Consider the following 17,461-nt stretch of genomic DNA (forward strand, 5'->3'; position numbering starts at 1 on the left):
TCTCCGCGCTCATGTTAGCGGTTTTCCGTCCTTTCGACTGATGGAGGTCTTTTCACAACGGAATGTTGTCGTGCTTCTTCCACGGGTTCTGCATGTCCTTGTTGCGCAGCATGCGCAGCGCCCGCGCGACACGGCGGCGGGTCGAGTGAGGCATGATCACCTCGTCGACATAGCCGCGTTCGGCGGCAACGAAGGGCGACAGGAAGCGATCCTCGTAAGCCTTTGTATGTGCAGAAATTTTCTGCGGATCGCCAATGTCCTTGCGGTAGATGATCTCGACCGCGCCCCTTGCGCCCATCACGGCGATCTGCGCCGTCGGCCAGGCGTAGTTCATGTCGCCGCGCAGGTGCTTCGAGGCCATCACGTCATAGGCGCCGCCATAGGCCTTGCGGGTGATGACGGTGATCTTGGGCACGGTCGCCTCGGCATAGGCAAAGAGCAGCTTGGCGCCGTGCTTGATCAGCCCGCCATATTCCTGCGCGGTGCCCGGCAGGAAGCCCGGCACATCAACGAAGGTGACGATAGGGATGGAAAAACAGTCGCAGAAGCGCACGAAGCGCGCCGCCTTGCGGCTGGCATCGGAATCGAGCACGCCCGCCAGCACCATCGGCTGGTTGGCGACGAAGCCTACCGTGCGCCCATCGACGCGACCGAAGCCGGTGACGATGTTCTTGGCAAAGCTCTGCTGGATCTCGAAGAAATCGCCTTCATCGGCGACCTTCAGGATCAGTTCCTTGATGTCATAGGGCTTGTTGGCATTGTCGGGGATCAGCCGGTCGAGCGACAGGTCATGGTCCGTCACCGACTGATAGCACTCGATCTCCGGGATCTCGGCCGTGTTGGATGCCGGCAGCAGGTCGATCAGCCGGCGCATCTGCAGAAGCGCCTCGACATCGTTGTCATAGGCGCCGTCGGCGATGGAAGATTTGGTGGTATGCACGCTGGCCCCGCCGAGGCTCTCGGCCGTCACCGTCTCATTGGTCACCGTCTTCACCACGTCCGGCCCGGTGACGAACATGTAGGAAGTGTCGCGAACCATGAAGATGAAATCGGTCATGGCGGGCGAGTAGACGTCGCCGCCGGCGCAGGGACCCATGATCAGCGAAATCTGCGGGATGACGCCCGAGGCAAGCACGTTGCGCTGAAAAATCTCGGCATAGCCGCCGAGCGCCGCCACGCCTTCCTGGATGCGCGCGCCGCCGGCGTCGTAGAGGCCGATGATCGGCGCGCGGTTGCGCAGCGCCATCTCCTGCACCTTGATGACCTTTTCGGCATGCGCTTCCGACAGCGAGCCGCCGAACACGGTGAAATCCTTGGCGAAGATATAGACCGGGCGCCCGTTGACGGTGCCCCAGCCGGTGACGACGCCGTCGCCGGCGATCTTGGTCTTCTCCATGCCGAAATCGGTCGAGCGGTGCTCGACATACATGTCGAACTCCTCGAACGAGCCCTCATCGAGCAAGATCTCGATCCGCTCGCGGGCGGTCAGCTTGCCCTTCTTGTGCTGGGCTTCGATGCGCTCCTTGCCGCCGCCCATGCGGGCGATTTCGCGGCGGCGCTCGAGCTCCTTCAGCACGTCCTTCATGGTCGATCTCCGCACAGGCTGCACTTGTGGTAATGATGCCAGCAGGCGAGCGCAAGCGCCGCCTTTTGGAAGCGTTTTGCTGCGCTGCAACATGAAGCCCTTGCATTTCAAGGCGAACTCAGCCATATGCAGCTTCATAGGCGCTTGGGCCGGACTCACCGGCCTTCTCGACGAATGAGACTGGTTGCGTCTGTTTTCCCTCTTTCCGGATGATCGGCAAAGGTGGCGAAAAAGCCCCGAGGCATGATGCTTGCGGGCACGACAGCGCAGCCGAGCGGACGAAACCCGTCCGCCGCCTTGTCGTTCCATGACAGTTTATCCGACGGCAGGTTGCGCCCTGCCGCCATTGATGTTTGCGGCCAGAAAGCCGCGTGAAAGAAGATTATTTTGACCAATGAAAACACAGCGGAACTGAACGGTTCCGCCACACAGCTCTCGGGCTTTGCCGCTTTGGGAATTTCGGGCGCGCTGCTCAAGGCGACCCATGCCGCCGGCTTCGCCGATCCGAAGCCGATCCAGACGCAGGCGATCCCGCCGCAGCTGGAAGGCCGCGACATTTTCGGCATCGCCCAGACCGGTTCGGGCAAGACCGCGGCCTTCGCGCTGCCGATCCTGTCGAAGATCATCGGCCTCGGCACCAAGCGGCGCGCCAAGACGGCGCGGGCGCTGATTCTGGCGCCGACGCGTGAATTGGCCGTGCAGATCGAAGAGACCATCAAGATCCTGGCCAAGGGCGCGCATGTCTCGACAGCGCTCGTGCTGGGCGGCGTTTCGCGCTTCAGCCAGGTGAAGAAGATCGCGCCGGGCGTCGACATCCTGATCGCCACGCCTGGGCGGCTGACCGATCTGGTGCGCGAGGGCGATCTCATTCTTGCCGACACCAAATGGCTGGTGCTCGACGAAGGCGACCGCATGCTCGACATGGGTTTCATCAACGACGTCAAGCGCATCGCCAAGGCGACCGCGCCGGACCGCCAGACGGCGCTGTTTTCGGCCACCATGCCGGACGAGATCGCCGAACTGGCCAAGGGCCTGCTGAAGAACCCGGTCCGCATCGAGGTCGCGCCGCAGAGCACGGCTGCTGCCGAGATCGTCCAGAGCGTCGTGCTTGCCCGCACCAAGCAGAAGCGCCTGGTGCTGTCCAAGATGCTGGCCGACGAGACGATGCGCTCGGTGATCGTGTTCTCGCGCACCAAGCACGGCGCCGACCGCGTCACCAAGGACCTTGCCCGCGACGGCTTCAACGCCGCCGTCATCCACGGCAACAAGTCGCAGAACGCCCGCCAGAAGGCGCTCAACGATTTCCGCGACGGTTCGGTGCGCATCCTGGTGGCGACCGACATCGCGGCGCGCGGCATCGACGTGCCCGGCATCAGCCATGTCGTGAACTTCGACCTGCCCGACGAGGCTGAAAGCTATGTCCACCGCATCGGCCGCACCGGCCGCAACGGCAGGGACGGCATCGCGATCACGCTTTGCGATCCTTCCGAAAACGCCAAGCTGCGGCAGGTCGAGCGTATCATTCGCGCCAAGCTGCCCGTCGTCGCCGACCATCTCGGCAGCCCGGATCCGCAGCGCGACCCCAAGGAAAAGGCCGAGCGCCATTTCGAACCGGCCAACGACCGCGAGCATCATGGCGGCCGTCGCGACGGGCGGCGTCCTGGCAACAACGGATCCGGCAAGCAGCGGTTTGGCGGCAAGCCCGGCGGCGAGCGCCAATTCGCGCCAAAGCCGCAGGGCGAGCGTCCGGCAGGCGCGCAGCCGAATGGCGAGCGCAAGCCCGATGGTGGCTTCAAGCGCTTCAAGGGCAACAACAAGCGCCGCTTCGGCGGCAAGCGTCCGGCCAATCGGGCGGCCTGAGTTTCCTCGCTCGATCAAATAGAAACGGCCGGAGCTTCGCTCCGGCCGTTTTTCGTTATTGCTGCTGCGTCAGCGCCTTCACCCACACCACGATGCGCTGGGTGAGAAAGGCCGTAGTCTGCGGCGACAGCACATCGCCCGCGATCACGTGGTTGTCCGGATCGCCGGTGTCGTCGACCGGCACCAATTCGTGCGGGCCGCCCCAGCGCCCGGCAACCTGTCGCGTACGATCTGGCCGCACCACCTTGTCGGCATCCGAAAAGATGAACAGGGCTGGGATCGTCGCCTTCTCGACCGGAGCGACGTAAGCGAGTTCGGTGAGCGCGGCCATCGGCAGCACCGCTTTCATGGGATATTTGGTGGTCCAGAATTTTTCGTGAAGCGCGTTGCGCGGCGGGAAACTGCGCTCCTTGCCGCCGACAAGCTCGGCGATCTGCCTGCCCCAGGGCATGGTCAGCAACTCGGCGCCGGAGGCCTTTACGCCGAAATTCGGGGATATGAACGCGATGGCGGCGACGTCATCGGACGCGCCTGGCTCCGTTGCGGCCCATGCCGCCAGCGAGCCGCCGGTCGAGGTGCCAATGACGATCACCTTGTCGCCTATCGCCCGGCCAATGGCTAAAGCCTCTTCATAGTCGTTGATCCAGGCGTTGACGCTGCCTTGCGCCATAGCCGCGCCGTCCTGGCCGTGGCCGGTCAGGCGCGTGTAGAAGAGGTTGGCGTCCAGTTCATCCGCGACATCGTCGGGCAAGGGGCGAACCTCGCCCTTCGAGGCTGAAAAGCCGTGGATGTAGACGATGGCCAACGGCGTCTTGGCATGGACCATCGGGTTCGCCCAGATGATTTCCTTGTCGAGCCCATCGCGGATGTTGGGCACGGCAGCTTCTTCACGTGCCAGATAGGCCTGCGAATCGTCGCCGATCACCGACGGATCGAAACGGATTGTCGTGTCGACCCGCACGCGCGGGCCGAGGAAGAAGCCAGCTACCAGGATGACGGCAAGGCCAAGCGCCGCAAGCACGATCCGTCGCCCCATCGCAGTCTCCAGGCAATGATTCTCAACCTAATGCATGTCGCCCAAAAGTGCGCAGCGGTTTTGGGATAACGACATGCATCAAAACAAAGGCTTAAAGCGCGTCGCCTGAATCCGTTTCATCGCGACGCGCTTTATTGCCGTCCCCGACGGCAGGCAATCGCTGTTTCGCCGGCTTATGCTGCCTTGTCGCGGGACGGATCTGTTTCGCCAGGCAGCTTGCGATCGAAATGCAATGGCCGTCCCCACCAGCTGGTGGTCAGGCCGATGATAAAGCGGCAGATCGGTCGCGGCAGCAGGCCAAGTAACTTCAGCGGCCAGCTTATGTGGCGTGGGAAGGTGACTTCGAAGCCACCCTTTCTGATGCCGCGCGCCATGCGGCGCGACGCGCGATGCACGGGCATGAGGCCCGGCATCGGCAGCTTGTTCTTTTCCGTCAGCGGCGTGTCGACGAACCCCGGATTGATGACCTGGACCCGGATGTTCATCTTGTCGAAGTCGTATTTCAGCGACTCCGCCAGGATGTTGATCGCGGCCTTGGTGCCGCCATAGGCTGCCGTGGTCGGCCAGCCGGAATAGGCGGTGACCGATCCGACCAGAACGACATGGCCGCGTCCGCGCACGCGCATGTGGTCGACGACAGGCACCACGCCATTGACGATGCCGAAATAGTTCACGGCGAAGGAACGATGAAAATCGCGCACAACCAGGTTCTCGCCGGGAGTGGCGATGTAGTTGCCGGCATTGAAGACGGCAAGCACGATAGGCCCCATCTGCTCCTCGATCGCGGCGGCCGTGCGCGCCATGCCGTGCTCGTCGGTGACGTCGCACGGAAAGGACTTCACATGCCCCGACATTTGCGCCGTCTCGACGATCAGGGTGTCGGCCGGATCTTCCGGCAGCGAGGTCACGGCGACGGCATAGCCTTGATTGGCGAGATCCTTGGCCAGCGCGCGGCCAAGGCCGCTGCTGCCGCCCGTGATCCAGGCAACGCCGTCCTTCGGATTGGCCCGGTAGAGTGTCATGCGCTGCCCAATGAATGTCAGGGCCTGCTCTAGCGGTGAAGAAATCGAATGAAAAGAGCGCTTTTGCGTGTTCCGTCGAAATGATTGCGAGCATTGCAGTGCCTGGAATGCGACTGGACCAGGCAAATCTTGCCTTGAAACCGCAGCCTCCGGTTTCTAGGGTCTCGCCACACATACAGAGGAATCCTGAATGCCCCGTTCTGTGATCGAAGCGATCGGCAACACGCCCCTGATCCGGCTCAACAAGGCTTCGGAAGCGACCGGCTGCGAGATCCTCGGCAAGGCCGAATTCATGAACCCGGGGCAGTCGGTCAAGGATCGGGCCGGCCTGTTCATCATACGCGATGCCGAAGAGCGCGGGCTTCTGAAACCCGGCGGCGTGATCGTCGAAGGCACCGCCGGCAACACCGGTATAGGCTTGACGCTGGTCGCCAAGGCGCTCGGCTACCGCACCGTCATCGTCATCCCCGATACGCAGAGCCAGGAAAAGAAGGACACGATCAAGCTGCTTGGCGCCGAGCTGATCGAGGTGCCCGCCGTGCCCTACAAGAACCCCAACAACTACGTGAAGCTGTCGGGCCGGCTTGCCGGGCAACTGGCGCGCTCGGAGCCGAATGGCGCGATCTGGGCCAACCAGTTCGACAATGTCGCCAACCGCGACGGCCATATCCGCACGACCGCGCAGGAGATCTGGGCTCAGACTGGCGGCAAGATCGATGGCTTCGTCTCGTCCGTCGGCTCGGGCGGCACGCTCGCCGGCGTTGCGGTCGGGCTCAAGGGCAAGAGCAAGGACGTAAAGATCGCGCTCGCCGATCCGCTGGGCGCCGCGCTCTACAGTTTCTACACCAGCGGTGAACTGAAATCCGACGGCAGCTCGATCACCGAAGGTATCGGCCAGGGCCGCATCACCGCCAATCTCGAGGGGTTCACGCCGGACTTCTCCTACCAGATCCCGGATGAGGAAGCGTTGCCGATCATCTTCGACCTGATCCAGGAAGAGGGGCTCTGCGTCGGCGGCTCGACCGGCATCAACATCGCCGGCGCCATCCGGCTGGCGCGCGAACTAGGTCCCGGCCATACCATCGTGACGATCCTCGCGGATTACGGAACACGCTACCAGTCGAAGCTGTTCAATCCTCAGTTCCTGCGCGGCAAGAACCTGCCGGTGCCGGGCTGGATGGAAGAGAAGGCCGACATTTCGGTGCCGTTCGAAAAGGTGGCATGATGGTCCAGAAAACCGAAGCGCTGTTTCGTGACGACCCTTATCAGAAGACGGCGGAGGCCGAGGTCGTCGCGATCAACGACCGTGGCGGCATACTTCTCGACAGAACGATCTTCTATGCAACCTCGGGTGGGCAGCCGGGCGATACCGGGATTTTCGAGCGGGCCGACGGCGGCCGCATCGCGATCGCCGCCACCATCACCGGCGAAACCAAGGACGAGGTCATCCACGTGCCGGCGGCGGAGCAGGCGCTGCCCGCGGTCGGCGAAAAGCTGAAGCTTCTGATCGACTGGCAGCGGCGGCACCTTCTGATGCGCATGCACTCCGCCTGCCACTTGCTGACCGTGGTCTGTCCGTTTCCGATCACCGGGGCGGCGGTCGCGGCGGACGACAGCCGTGTCGACTTCGATATTCCCGACGCCGGCTTCGCCAAGGAGGACGTAACGGCGAGGCTGATGGATCTGGTGCGCGCCGACCATCCGATCTTCACCCGGCTGATAACCGACGAGGAGCTCGCCGCCAATCCCGGCCTGGTGAAATCGAAGAACGTCCGCCCTCCGGTCGGCACCGGCAAGATCCGCCTGGTCTGCATCGGCGAGAATGGCTCGATCGACAGCCAGCCCTGTGGCGGCACGCATGTGAAGTCGACCGGCGAGGTTGGCGAGATCCATATCGGCAAGATCGAGAAGAAAGGCCGCGAAAACCGGCGCTTCCGCATCCGCTTCGGGCCGATGCCGGCGAACTGAATGGCGCGGGCAGGGAGAAGAAGAATGGCGCAGGACAGTCCTTTCATCGTCGATACCGACTGGTTGGAGAAGCGGCTGGGCGAGCCCGGCCTCACCATCATCGACGCCTCCTGGTATCTGCCGGCGCAGAAGCGCGACGCCCGGGCCGAATACGATGCCGCTCATATCCCAGGCGCGCGCTTCCTTGACCAGGATGCGGTTTCAGATCCGGATTCGAAACTGCCGCACACGCTGGCATCGCCGCAGCACTTCGCCCAATATGTCGGCGCGATGGGCGTTTCAGCCGACGACACCATCGTCGTCTATGATGGGCCGGGCCTGTTCTCGGCGCCGCGCGCCTGGTGGATGTTCCGGGTCATGGGCGTCTTCCAGGTCTATATCTTGAACGGCGGCTTCGACCGCTGGAAGGCCGAGGGACGACCGATGACGGCTGAACCGACAAAGATCGCGCCGAGTGTCTTCTACGCCGATTTCGACGCAGGCCGCGTCGTCGGCCTCGACGAGATGCGCGGGATCGTCGACGGCCGCAAGAGCCAGATCGCCGACGCGCGCTCGGCCGGCCGCTTTGCCGGAACCGATCCGGAGCCTCGCCTCGGCGTCCGTTCAGGTCACATGCCGGGTGCGCACAATATCCCGATCGCGGTGCTTGCCGAGAATGGCGAGTTGCTGCCCAAGGACCGTTTGCGCCAACTGATCGAAGGTGCCGGCATCGACCTTTCGAAGCCTGTCGTCACTTCTTGCGGCTCGGGCATCACGGCGGCGGCGATCACGCTGGCGCTGGAGACGCTCGGTCATAGCGACAACCGGCTTTACGACGGTTCCTGGACAGAATGGGGCGGTCTTGCCGACACGCCCGTGGTGACGGGGAAAGAATGATGGAAAACGGCGCGCTGCAAGATATCGACGTCACGGTCACGTTCCTGGAGATGCACGCCGCGCCGGCGGTTTCGCCGCCAATCCCCTACAACCGTCAGATCGCGCTGTTGAAGACGAAAGATATCCCGCTCCATTTCTACCGCTATTTGATGGATCGCGTCGGGCGCAAGTGGCACTGGGTCAATGTGCTGAGGCTGAGCGACGAGGAGCTTGCCGCCGGCTTGCACCGCGAGGACCGCGACATCAGGGTGCTCTATCTCGACGGCGCTCCCGCCGGCTTCTTCGACCTCAAGCCGCATCTGCCGGACGAAGTGGAACTCGCCTATTTCGGCATGATGGAGCATGCGCACGGCCAGGGCATCGGCCGCTGGTTCCTCGGCGCCGCGATCTCGGCGGCCTGGGCACATGGGCCAAGGCGCGTCACCGTGCAGACCTGCACGCTCGACCATCCCGCGGCTCTCCCGCTTTACCAGAAGCTCGGCTTCACACCGGTGGCGCAGAAGAGGGAAGTGGTGCATCCGCTGACCTTCGCCGAGCGCGCGGCCAGCGTCATGCGGGCCTAGGAGCCGTCTGCGCGATTCCGGACGGAAGGCTACGGCGAAGGCGCCGAGCCCAACCGCTTCGCACTTTTCCTGGAATTGCTCTGTGCCTGAATATCCCGTTCATCGCCGCTTCAGCCCGGTCGTTTCAAAGCAGCCGGGCTCTTTCATATATGCGCGTGCCCCAGTCAGGAATCGGGTGGGAGCCGTCGTCGAGGAGGCATAATTTCCGGATATCGACACCGGAGATTTTGCCATGAGCATCCAATTCAAAGCCTTGCCGACCGAAGCCGTGCGCGCCTTGCAGCGGGGAGGGCCCGATGCCTATGGCCACGCCCCAGAACACCGGATTTCCGACGGCGACGGCGTGCCCTGTAGGCACTGCATGAAGAACGTTGCCGCCGGCGAAGGCTACCTGATCGTGGCTTACCGGCCGTTCCCGCAATTGCAGCCTTATGCCGAAACCGGCCCGATCTTCCTGCATGCCGAGGAATGCGAGCGTGCCTCGGAAGCGGATGCGCTGCCGGAGATGCTCGAAAGCAGCGACTATATCGTCAGGGGCTATGGCAAGGACGATCGCATCGTCTATGGCAGCGGCGCCGTCACGCCGACCGGCGATATCGCCACCCACGCGCAGACGCTGTTTGGGCGCGACGACATCGCCTACATCCACGTCCGCTCGGCGCGGAACAATTGCTATCAATGCCGCATCGAGCGGGCATGACCCCGAAAAAAAAGCCCGCCGATGGTCAGGCGGGCCGTTGGAGGGTCTGTGACAGAAGCTGTCGGCAAGTGCTGTCCGGCCGGACTTGTCCGACCCGGCAAGCAGCTCAGGCCGCCAGTAATACGTGTCTAGGCAGCTTTCCCGCGGAGCGAATGTGAAGCATTTCACACAAGCACGCATTGGGGCCGGGAAGATGAAAACCGGGCGCATTTCAAGACTGTCGTATTCCCGTCGTACTGCCGCGCTAAAAGGTAATGGTTGATGATTTGTCGACCGCGGATGGACCGGCGGCGGATCGCAACACCGAGGAAGCGGGGCTTTTGCTCCGCTTTTTTGTTTTATTTCTCCGGCAAAGAAAAAGCCCGCCGGAGTGACCCGGCGGGCGCGACAGGAGGACGTTCTTATCGGACGTCAGGCGGCAAGTACCGCCTTCGGCTCGACCATTTCGTACCCGAGCGCCTCGGCGACGGCGCGGTTGGTGATCTTGCCCTTATGGACATTGAGGCCGTTGCGCAGGTGATGATCGTCGACCAGCGCCTTGAGGCCCTTGTCGGCAAGCTGCAGGCCGTAATGCAGCGTCGCGTTGTTGAGCGCGTGCGCCGAAGTGACCGGCACGGCGCCGGGCATGTTGGCGACGCAGTAGTGGATTACGCCATCGACCTCATAGGTCGGCTCCGCATGGGTCGTGGCATGCGAGGTCTCGAAGCAGCCGCCCTGGTCGATGGCGACGTCGACCAGCACCGAGCCCTTCTTCATGCCGGAAAGCATTTCGCGGCTGACCAGCTTGGGCGCCGCCGCGCCCGGGATCAGCACCGCGCCGACGACGATGTCGGCAGAGAAGCATTCGTCTTCCAGCGCCTCGACGGTCGAATAGCGCGTATGGACTCGGCCGCCGAAAATGTCGTCGAGCTGGCGCAGGCGCGGGATCGAACGGTCGATGATGGTGACGTCGGCACCGAGACCAACCGCCATCTTGGCCGCATGCAGGCCGACGACGCCGCCGCCAAGCACGGTCACCTTGCCGGGCAGCACGCCGGGCACGCCGCCAAGCAGCACGCCACGACCGCCATTGGCTTTCTGCAGCGCCGTGGCGCCGGCCTGGATCGACAGGCGGCCGGCGACTTCCGACATTGGCGCGAGCAGCGGCAGGCCGCCGCGATCGTCGGTCACTGTCTCATAAGCAACCGCAGTGACGCCTGAACCGAGAAGACCCCTGGTCTGCTCCGGATCCGGAGCCAAATGGAGATAGGTGTAGAGGATCTGGCCGTCGCGCAGCTGCACCCATTCATTGGGCTGGGGCTCCTTGACCTTGACGATCATGTCCGACTTGGCGAACACGTCGGCGGCCGTCTTGGCGATGGTGGCGCCGGCGGCGCGATAGGCATTGTCGTCGGCGCCGATGCCGGCACCCGCGCCGGTCTCGACCAGCACTTCGTGGCCATGCGCGACATATTCGCGGACCGAGCCGGGCGTCAGGCCGACGCGATATTCATGGTTCTTGATTTCCTTGGGGCAGCCGACACGCATTCTTCTTCTCCTGTGCGCGCCCTTCAAGGGGCGCTCTCTCCCTGTCACTCGTGCATGTCACCAGCTCCAGATGCGGAGGTGACACGCAGTAATGGCAGTCAACCACGAATCGTTCCGTATGTGTTTGCGAATGCACTTGCGGCAGGGGGCACTCTTCGATAATCGTTGCGCGAAATGGCTGGAAATTCGCAGGAACAACGGAAAATGCCGCTCGACAGGATTGATATCGCCATTCTGGAGACTTTGCAGAAGGATGGCCGGATGCCGAACGCGGCTCTTGCCGAAAAGGTCGGCCTGTCGCAGTCGGCTTGCTCGCGCCGGCTCGACAATCTGGAGAAGTCCGGAACCATCCGCGGTTATCATGCCCGGCTTTCCAACGCAGCCCTTGGCCACCAGATGACGGCGATCGTCCACATATCCCTGTCCGGCCAGTTCGAGAAGACGCTGTCGGATTTCGAGGCGGCGATCAAGCGTTGCCCCAACGTGCTATCGTGCCACCTGATGTCGGGCGAGTATGACTATATCCTGAGGATCGCGGCCAAGGACCTGGTCGACTACGAGCGCATCCACAAGGAGTGGCTGTCGGCGATGCCGCATGTGACGAAGATCAACTCGTCATTCGCCTTGCGCGAAATCGTCGACCGGACGGCAATGGGCCTCAAGCCGGAGATGGCTTAACGCCAAAGGCACACCCGGACGTCCTTCCCGACATAGCATGCGCCTTCGCGGCGAAGTTCTCCCCAATCTCCTGGTTCGCCGTGAGTTGCGCGAATGTCCGAGTTCCCATAGCCTTCCCAAAAATCACCGTCCTTATATACAACTGCCCAGTAATCTTCGGACATTTCACCAGCCCCACTATCCGTATCGGGATAGTCGATACCCGCAAAAACCTGCCGAGGCCCCTGGATATTAAAATCGCCGCCCTTCTCGATTTGATAGGAGCATCTTCCGGATATGCGGGTCTGACCGTGAACAACAAGCAGGCAGCGGCCCCATTTATAACCGCTCGGTAAACGATGCTGTGGCTTTGCATGCGCAGGCGAAAAGGAAAAGGCAATTGCAAGGGCAGCCACTATAGTTCGTCCGATCATCTTATCACCCGTTGTGAAGCGGCCGATCTAAGAGCGACCGAACACTGTTTGATCCGCCCAGAGCGCCTGTCCGCGGCCAACTGGCCTCGCTGCTGTCGTGCCCTTATTTCAAAGGTGAATCATATTCGCAGCGAAACAGAAATCCGATCGGTCTCATTTTCCAAACAGGCTTTTAGGCCTCGGTGACGATCCGATCCATCGGAATGTCGTGCGGCTGCGGATAGATGGTGGCGATGCGCTGCAATTCGTAGCCGACGCCGATGACGAGCGGCCTGAACGACATCGCGGCAAGCGTGCGATCATAGAAGCCGCCGCCATAGCCCAGCCGGTAGTTACCGGGATCGATGCCCACGATCGGCGAGATGACGATATCCGGCAGTACCGGATCGCCCTCGGCCGGGATCGGAATGTTCCAGACGCCCTTTTCCAGCCGGTCGCCCTGTTTGTAGGCGCGAAACACCAGCGGCTGTCGCTTCTCGATGACGACAGGCAGCGCGGTGCGGCCGCCGCGCTCGTTGATCGAAGCCATCCAGCCACGCAAATCCGGCTCGCCTCGAAAAGGCCAGTAGAGGCTGACCATCCGGCCGGCTATGTCTCCGATCAGCGCATCGAGCCCGTCCGCAATGCGCGCCGACATGGCGCTGCGCGCATCGGCTGAAACGGCAAGGCGGGCGTTGATGAGCCGCTCGCGCTCGGCCTTGCGCCATCGCCTGACATCCGTCCAGTCGGAAAGCGGCTGCCGGTAATCCGGGTCCAGCTCATGCATGAAGCAGGGCGGTGAGGCGTATTGGGCCGGTCCTTCGTCGTCGCGGTTGTCAGCCATGCTTGGCTCCTGTCGTTTTGTTTCACGCTATACTCGCGCCTGTGCGGTCGCATGTGCATTCACGACGCCGCGCGACGACTCCCGGGTATGACCATTGCCGGGCGAATATTGTTGCAGCGCACAAAAATGCTTACATCATGGGAGGTAATTGCCCTTGGCGAGGTGGAATGAAATGAGCGGAACCGAGCATCACGTCGTTGTCGTCGGCGCCGGGTTCGGCGGCCTCGAACTCACCCGCGCGTTGGCGGGCGCCGCGGTGCGCATCACCATGATCGACAAGCGCAACCACCATCTTTTCCAGCCGCTGCTTTACCAGGTGGCAACGACGTCGCTTGCAACCTCTGAGGTTGCCTGGCCGATCCGTCATTTGCTGCGCAGGCGCAAGGATGTGACGACCCTTCTTGGCAATGTCACCGGCGTCGACCATGCCGGCAAACGCGTGCTGCTCGAAGACGGCAGTTCGATCCCCTACGATACGCTGGTGCTCGCCACCGGGGCGCGCCACGCATACTTCGGCCATGACGAATGGGAGCCTTTCGCGCCGGGGCTGAAGACGCTTGAGGATGCCACCACTATTCGCCGCCGCATCCTGCTCGCCTTCGAGCAGGCGGAGCGCGAAACCGATCCGGCCAGACGCCAGGCGCTGCTGACGCTGGTTATCGTCGGCGGCGGGCCTACCGGCGTCGAACTCGCCGGCACCATTGTCGAGCTCGCGCATGACACGTTGCGCGGCGAATTCCGCAACATCGACACGCGGCAGGCGCGCGTCGTGCTGATCGAGGCCGGCGACCGGATCCTGGCCAACTTCGCCCCGAAGCTGTCGGCCTATGCGCAAAAGGCGCTCGAACGGCTCGGCGTCACCGTCGAACTCGGGCGCCCCGTCACTCAACTGGATGCCGAAGGCGTCGTGTTCGGCGACAAGCATCTGCCGGCAAGGACGATCATCTGGGCGGCCGGCGTTGCCGCTTCGCCGGCGGCCGAATGGCTGGGGACCTCGGCCGATCGGGCGGGCAGGGTGCTGGTCGAGCCCGACCTCACGGTGCCGGGCAGTCCCGACATTTTCGTCATCGGCGACACCGCACTTGTATTGCGCCCAGATGGAAAGCCGGTGCCGGGTGTGGCGCCGTCCGCCAAGCAGGAGGGGCGCCACGTCGCGAATACCATCAAAGCGCGACTTGCCGGCGACAACGCAACACGTCCTTTCCAATACCGGCATGCCGGCGATCTGGCGACAATCGGCAAGCGCGCCGCCGCGATCGATTTCGGCTGGATCAAGCTCACCGGCTGGCTCGCCTGGTGGCTCTGGGGCGTGGCGCACATCTATTTCCTGATCGACTTTCGCAACCGCCTTGCGGTCTCGCTTAGCTGGCTATGGATATACTTTACGGGCCAGCGCAGCGCGCGTCTGATCACGCAGGGCGACGAAGACAAAGGCTGATCGGTAGTGGGTCAGTTTGAATTTTCCGCTAGCTTTCTCAAGAACCGGTTCGCTGCGATCACGGCCCCGAATCCTAATGCCGCCACGATGGCGGCGATTGGCGTCATGCCAATCGTCAGGTAGGCGAATGACCCAATCGCATAGCCAAGCGATGTAACCCAATTGGGCATTGAATGGCCTAATTGGTTTTCGAGCATGATTTCACCGCCGACTAACACGCTGACTTGAAACGCAAACAGCCAGAAAATAGCGGCAAAGAACCCAAACTTTCTGGCAAAATAGAATCGTTCAAGACCATACGGAATGGCGACTGCCACGAAGGAGAAGATCAGAAAAGCCATCTAGATGAATTAGCATGACGCGCGCAAATATGTCTAATGCCTATTCTCTATGACGCCTTTTATAGGGACCGCGCACAAGCGGCTTGTCGACTTCTTTTGACTCGATCCGGCAACAATTTCAAACTGACCCACGGCCGGGCGTCGTCTTCCACCGCCACCGCTGACGCTGACGGAAAGCGGTCCCAGGCAAAAAGCGGTGAACTCGAACAATCGCCGCCGCTCCCGCTCTGGTTCCGGCCATCCACATGCGGTAGTTTTAGCCATGCGTTATGTGATCGTCATCGCCGCCGTCACCTTCTTCCTGTTCTGGGACGGCCTCTACAATCATGGCCATTACCTTGATGTGACCGTGAAGGAGATGTCGCGCATCGTGCGCTACGTCACCGGGTAACGTCTCGCTGATTTCGTATCGCGGGCGCGACATCGTTGCCGGTTGACGCCTGGGCATTGCTCCCACAGAAACACCGCTGAACCGACGATCAGGGAGGCTGGATTGATCCGGCACATCGTTTTCTTCAGCGTGCGGCGCAAGGAGGATGTCGAGGCCGTGCGCTCGGGCTTGCTGGCGCTCGGCAAGATTCCGCACTCAAGCCATTTCGAAGTGACGCTCAACACCAAGGTCGATCTGTTTTCCAACGCGATCGATGTGGTCGTCTATGCCGAGTTCGAGGACGAAGCAGCCCTTGCCGCTTACAAGGCGCATCCGATTTATGCCGACACGACCAGCAAGGTGAAGCCGCTGCGCGAGCTGCGCTATTCGGCGGATGTCGTGGCCGCCTGAGAGCGTTCGCCAATCCGCTCCGCTTTACCTAATGCCCTGAAGTTCGGACCTTGAACCGCCGGCCGGAATGGGGCACACCGCGCCGGCATGATCAAAAAATCCGCCCATCCGCTCGACCATATCGTGCTGCCGGCCAGGAGCCTCGATGTAGCGCGCGTGCGTCTGGCCTCGCTCGGCTTTGTCGTCGCGCCGACGGGCATCCACCCATTCGGCACGGAGAATGCCTGCGTCTTTTTCGCCGACGGCACCTATCTGGAGCCGCTCGCTGTGGGAAACGAACAGGCGACGAAACAAGCGATCGCGGCCGGCAATGTCTTCGTCGCACGCGATCGCCTCTATCGCGACAGGCTGGGTGACGACGGTTTTTCGGCCGTTGCCCTCGGCACGGGCAATGCCGACGCCGACCACGCCCGCTATCTTGAAGCCGGCCTTTCGGCCGGCAATATGCTGAGCTTCTCTCGCGCCTTCACCGATCCAAACGGTAAGAGCGACACGGCGTCGTTCAAGCTCGCCTTCGCATCCGGCAAAGAGACTATGGATGCCTTCCTCTTTGCCACCGAGCGCATCAATGCGCCGAAGATCGATCGCACGGCGCTGCAGGCGCATGCCAATGGCGTAACCGGCATCGTCGAAGTGATCGCGGTCAGCAATGCACCTTCCGCACAGGCCGGACTGATCTCGATTGCCGCCAACTCGGATACGGATGACGACGCGGTGCAGTTGCCGAATGCAGTCCTGAGCATCGTTACGCCGGAAAGCTACGCGCAGCACTTTGGTCTGACCGCCCTGCCATCGCGACATTTGCGGTTTCAGGCGATCGTTTTCTCGATCCGCGACAAAGCTTCAGCCGCACGCGCGCTTGCGGCCGCGGCGATCGATCACGACATGAGCGGCAATGATATCGTCGTTGCGCCGGCGCCCGGGCAGGGTGCCGCCTTCATCTTCCGGGAGATCCCATGAACAAGCCCCTGGCGCCCAATTCATCGGTAACCGTCGGCAAGGTCGTCTTCGCCAACGATGCGCCGCTGTCGCTGATCGCCGGCCCGTGCCAGCTTGAATCGCGCCAGCACGCATTCGACATGGCCGGCGCGCTGAAGGAACTGACGGAACGGCTGGGCATCGGCCTCGTCTACAAGACCAGCTACGACAAGGCCAACCGCACCTCGCTGTCGGCGACGCGCGGTGCCGGGCTCGAGGCGGCCATGCCGATCTTCGACGATTTGCGCAAAGAGTTCGGCCTTCCGGTGCTGACCGACGTCCACACCGAGGAGCAATGCGCGATCGTCGCCCCGCATGTCGATGTCCTGCAGATCCCCGCTTTCCTGTCGCGCCAGACCGACATGCTGGTGGCTGCCGCCAAGACCGGCAAGGTTATCAACGTCAAGAAAGGCCAGTTCCTTGCGCCCTGGGATATGAAGAACGTGGTCGCCAAGATCACCGGTTCCGGCAACCCGAACGTGCTGGCCACCGAGCGGGGCGCCTCCTTCGGCTACAACACGCTGGTTTCCGACATGCGCGCGCTGCCGATCATGGCCGAGATCGGCGCCCCGGTGATTTTCGATGCCACCCATTCCGTGCAGCAGCCGGGCGGGCAGGGCGGCTCCTCGGGCGGCGAACGGCGCTTTGTCGAGACGCTCGCGCGCGCGGCCGTTGCCGTCGGCGTCGCCGGTGTCTTCATCGAAAGCCATCAGGATCCGGACAACTCGACGTCTTCCGATGGTCCCAACATGGTGCCGCTGAAGGACATGCCGGCGCTGCTGGAAAGGCTGATGGCCTTCGACCGTATCGCCAAGGGGCACTGATCCCGCGGAGCCGTCCAGTTTCTGCGCCGGCTTGTGGTTGTACTGAGC

The 17,461-nt window shown here is 62.6% G+C and carries 20 protein-coding genes; 12 read left to right on the forward strand and 8 right to left on the reverse strand.

Annotated elements, in window-relative coordinates:
- Positions 1–52: 52 nt before the first annotated feature.
- Together RFM68_RS09465 and RFM68_RS09470 are read right to left on the reverse strand one after the other, a co-directional pair.
- A complete protein-coding gene (locus RFM68_RS09465; RefSeq protein ID WP_320232477.1) occupies positions 53–1,585 on the reverse strand; it encodes an acyl-CoA carboxylase subunit beta in 1,533 nt (510 codons plus the stop codon).
- Positions 1,586–1,740: 155 nt separating this feature from the next.
- Complete coding sequence (locus RFM68_RS09470) at positions 1,741–1,980, reverse strand: hypothetical protein (protein ID WP_320232478.1); 240 nt, start codon at positions 1,978–1,980, stop codon at positions 1,741–1,743.
- Here RFM68_RS09470 and RFM68_RS09475 point away from each other — a divergent pair.
- Entirely contained in the window at positions 1,973–3,445 is a 1,473-nt protein-coding gene (locus tag RFM68_RS09475) for a DEAD/DEAH box helicase (RefSeq protein ID WP_320232479.1), read from the forward strand. The genes RFM68_RS09470 and RFM68_RS09475 overlap by 8 nt on opposite strands.
- Before the next feature lie 55 nt (positions 3,446–3,500).
- Here the strand turns inward: RFM68_RS09475 and RFM68_RS09480 are convergent, their stop codons facing one another.
- Together RFM68_RS09480 and RFM68_RS09485 are read right to left on the reverse strand one after the other, a co-directional pair.
- Positions 3,501–4,481, reverse strand: coding sequence for an alpha/beta hydrolase (locus RFM68_RS09480; RefSeq protein WP_320232480.1), 981 nt, complete (start codon positions 4,479–4,481; stop codon positions 3,501–3,503).
- Between the two features lie 173 nt (positions 4,482–4,654).
- Entirely contained in the window at positions 4,655–5,503 is an 849-nt protein-coding gene (locus RFM68_RS09485) for an SDR family NAD(P)-dependent oxidoreductase (RefSeq protein ID WP_320232481.1), read from the reverse strand.
- 190 nt (positions 5,504–5,693) lie between these two features.
- Between RFM68_RS09485 and RFM68_RS09490 the strand changes: the two genes are divergently transcribed.
- From RFM68_RS09490 to RFM68_RS09510, 5 genes are all read left to right on the forward strand, one after another.
- A complete protein-coding gene (locus RFM68_RS09490) occupies positions 5,694–6,728 on the forward strand; it encodes a cysteine synthase A (RefSeq protein WP_320232482.1) in 1,035 nt (344 codons plus the stop codon).
- Positions 6,728–7,471 (forward strand): alanyl-tRNA editing protein, encoded by a 744-nt coding sequence (locus RFM68_RS09495; protein WP_320232797.1) that lies wholly within the window; start codon positions 6,728–6,730, stop codon positions 7,469–7,471. The genes RFM68_RS09490 and RFM68_RS09495 overlap by 1 nt, the downstream gene beginning before the upstream one ends.
- A 24-nt stretch (positions 7,472–7,495) precedes the next feature.
- On the forward strand, positions 7,496–8,347 hold the full coding sequence (gene sseA / locus RFM68_RS09500; protein ID WP_320232483.1) for a 3-mercaptopyruvate sulfurtransferase: 852 nt from the start codon (positions 7,496–7,498) through the stop codon (positions 8,345–8,347).
- Positions 8,347–8,910 (forward strand): GNAT family N-acetyltransferase, encoded by a 564-nt coding sequence (locus RFM68_RS09505; RefSeq protein ID WP_320232799.1) that lies wholly within the window; start codon positions 8,347–8,349, stop codon positions 8,908–8,910. The genes sseA and RFM68_RS09505 overlap by 1 nt, the downstream gene beginning before the upstream one ends.
- Before the next feature lie 232 nt (positions 8,911–9,142).
- Entirely contained in the window at positions 9,143–9,610 is a 468-nt protein-coding gene (locus RFM68_RS09510) for a DUF1203 domain-containing protein (RefSeq protein ID WP_320232484.1), read from the forward strand.
- A 411-nt stretch (positions 9,611–10,021) separates the two neighbouring features.
- Here the strand turns inward: RFM68_RS09510 and ald are convergent, their stop codons facing one another.
- Positions 10,022–11,137 carry an alanine dehydrogenase gene (gene ald, locus RFM68_RS09515; RefSeq protein ID WP_320232485.1) on the reverse strand — a complete coding sequence of 372 codons (1,116 nt, stop codon included), beginning with the start codon at positions 11,135–11,137 and terminating at the stop codon, positions 10,022–10,024.
- Between the two features lie 204 nt (positions 11,138–11,341).
- On the opposite strand from ald, the gene RFM68_RS09520 reads away from it, so the two are divergent.
- Positions 11,342–11,815, forward strand: coding sequence for an Lrp/AsnC family transcriptional regulator (locus RFM68_RS09520; RefSeq protein WP_015317948.1), 474 nt, complete (start codon positions 11,342–11,344; stop codon positions 11,813–11,815).
- Here the strand turns inward: RFM68_RS09520 and RFM68_RS09525 are convergent.
- Together RFM68_RS09525 and RFM68_RS09530 are read right to left on the reverse strand one after the other, a co-directional pair.
- Complete coding sequence (locus tag RFM68_RS09525; protein WP_320232486.1) at positions 11,812–12,210, reverse strand: hypothetical protein; 399 nt, start codon at positions 12,208–12,210, stop codon at positions 11,812–11,814. The genes RFM68_RS09520 and RFM68_RS09525 overlap by 4 nt on opposite strands.
- 190 nt (positions 12,211–12,400) lie before the next feature.
- Entirely contained in the window at positions 12,401–13,051 is a 651-nt protein-coding gene (locus RFM68_RS09530) for a 5-formyltetrahydrofolate cyclo-ligase (protein ID WP_320232487.1), read from the reverse strand.
- A 172-nt stretch (positions 13,052–13,223) separates the two neighbouring features.
- Between RFM68_RS09530 and RFM68_RS09535 the strand changes: the two genes are divergently transcribed.
- Positions 13,224–14,489 carry an NAD(P)/FAD-dependent oxidoreductase gene (locus tag RFM68_RS09535; protein WP_320232488.1) on the forward strand — a complete coding sequence of 422 codons (1,266 nt, stop codon included), beginning with the start codon at positions 13,224–13,226 and terminating at the stop codon, positions 14,487–14,489.
- Between the two features lie 11 nt (positions 14,490–14,500).
- On the opposite strand, the gene RFM68_RS09540 is transcribed toward RFM68_RS09535, so the two are convergent.
- Complete coding sequence (locus RFM68_RS09540; RefSeq protein WP_320232489.1) at positions 14,501–14,830, reverse strand: hypothetical protein; 330 nt, start codon at positions 14,828–14,830, stop codon at positions 14,501–14,503.
- Positions 14,831–15,092: 262 nt separating this feature from the next.
- Between RFM68_RS09540 and RFM68_RS09545 the strand changes: the two genes are divergently transcribed.
- From RFM68_RS09545 to kdsA, 4 genes are all read left to right on the forward strand, one after another.
- A complete protein-coding gene (locus RFM68_RS09545; RefSeq protein WP_320232490.1) occupies positions 15,093–15,221 on the forward strand; it encodes a hypothetical protein in 129 nt (42 codons plus the stop codon).
- A gap of 102 nt (positions 15,222–15,323) precedes the next feature.
- A complete protein-coding gene (locus RFM68_RS09550; RefSeq protein ID WP_320232491.1) occupies positions 15,324–15,611 on the forward strand; it encodes a Dabb family protein in 288 nt (95 codons plus the stop codon).
- Between the two features lie 87 nt (positions 15,612–15,698).
- Positions 15,699–16,571 (forward strand): VOC family protein, encoded by an 873-nt coding sequence (locus tag RFM68_RS09555; RefSeq protein ID WP_320232492.1) that lies wholly within the window; start codon positions 15,699–15,701, stop codon positions 16,569–16,571.
- Positions 16,568–17,413: a 3-deoxy-8-phosphooctulonate synthase gene (gene kdsA / locus RFM68_RS09560; protein ID WP_320232493.1), complete on the forward strand. Its 846-nt coding sequence runs from the start codon at positions 16,568–16,570 to the stop codon at positions 17,411–17,413. The genes RFM68_RS09555 and kdsA overlap by 4 nt, the downstream gene beginning before the upstream one ends.
- The last annotated feature ends 48 nt before the right edge of the window (positions 17,414–17,461 follow it).

Origin of the sequence: Mesorhizobium montanum, from assembly GCF_033977145.1 — a bacterium.
Lineage (GTDB): Bacteria > Pseudomonadota > Alphaproteobacteria > Rhizobiales > Rhizobiaceae > Mesorhizobium > Mesorhizobium montanum.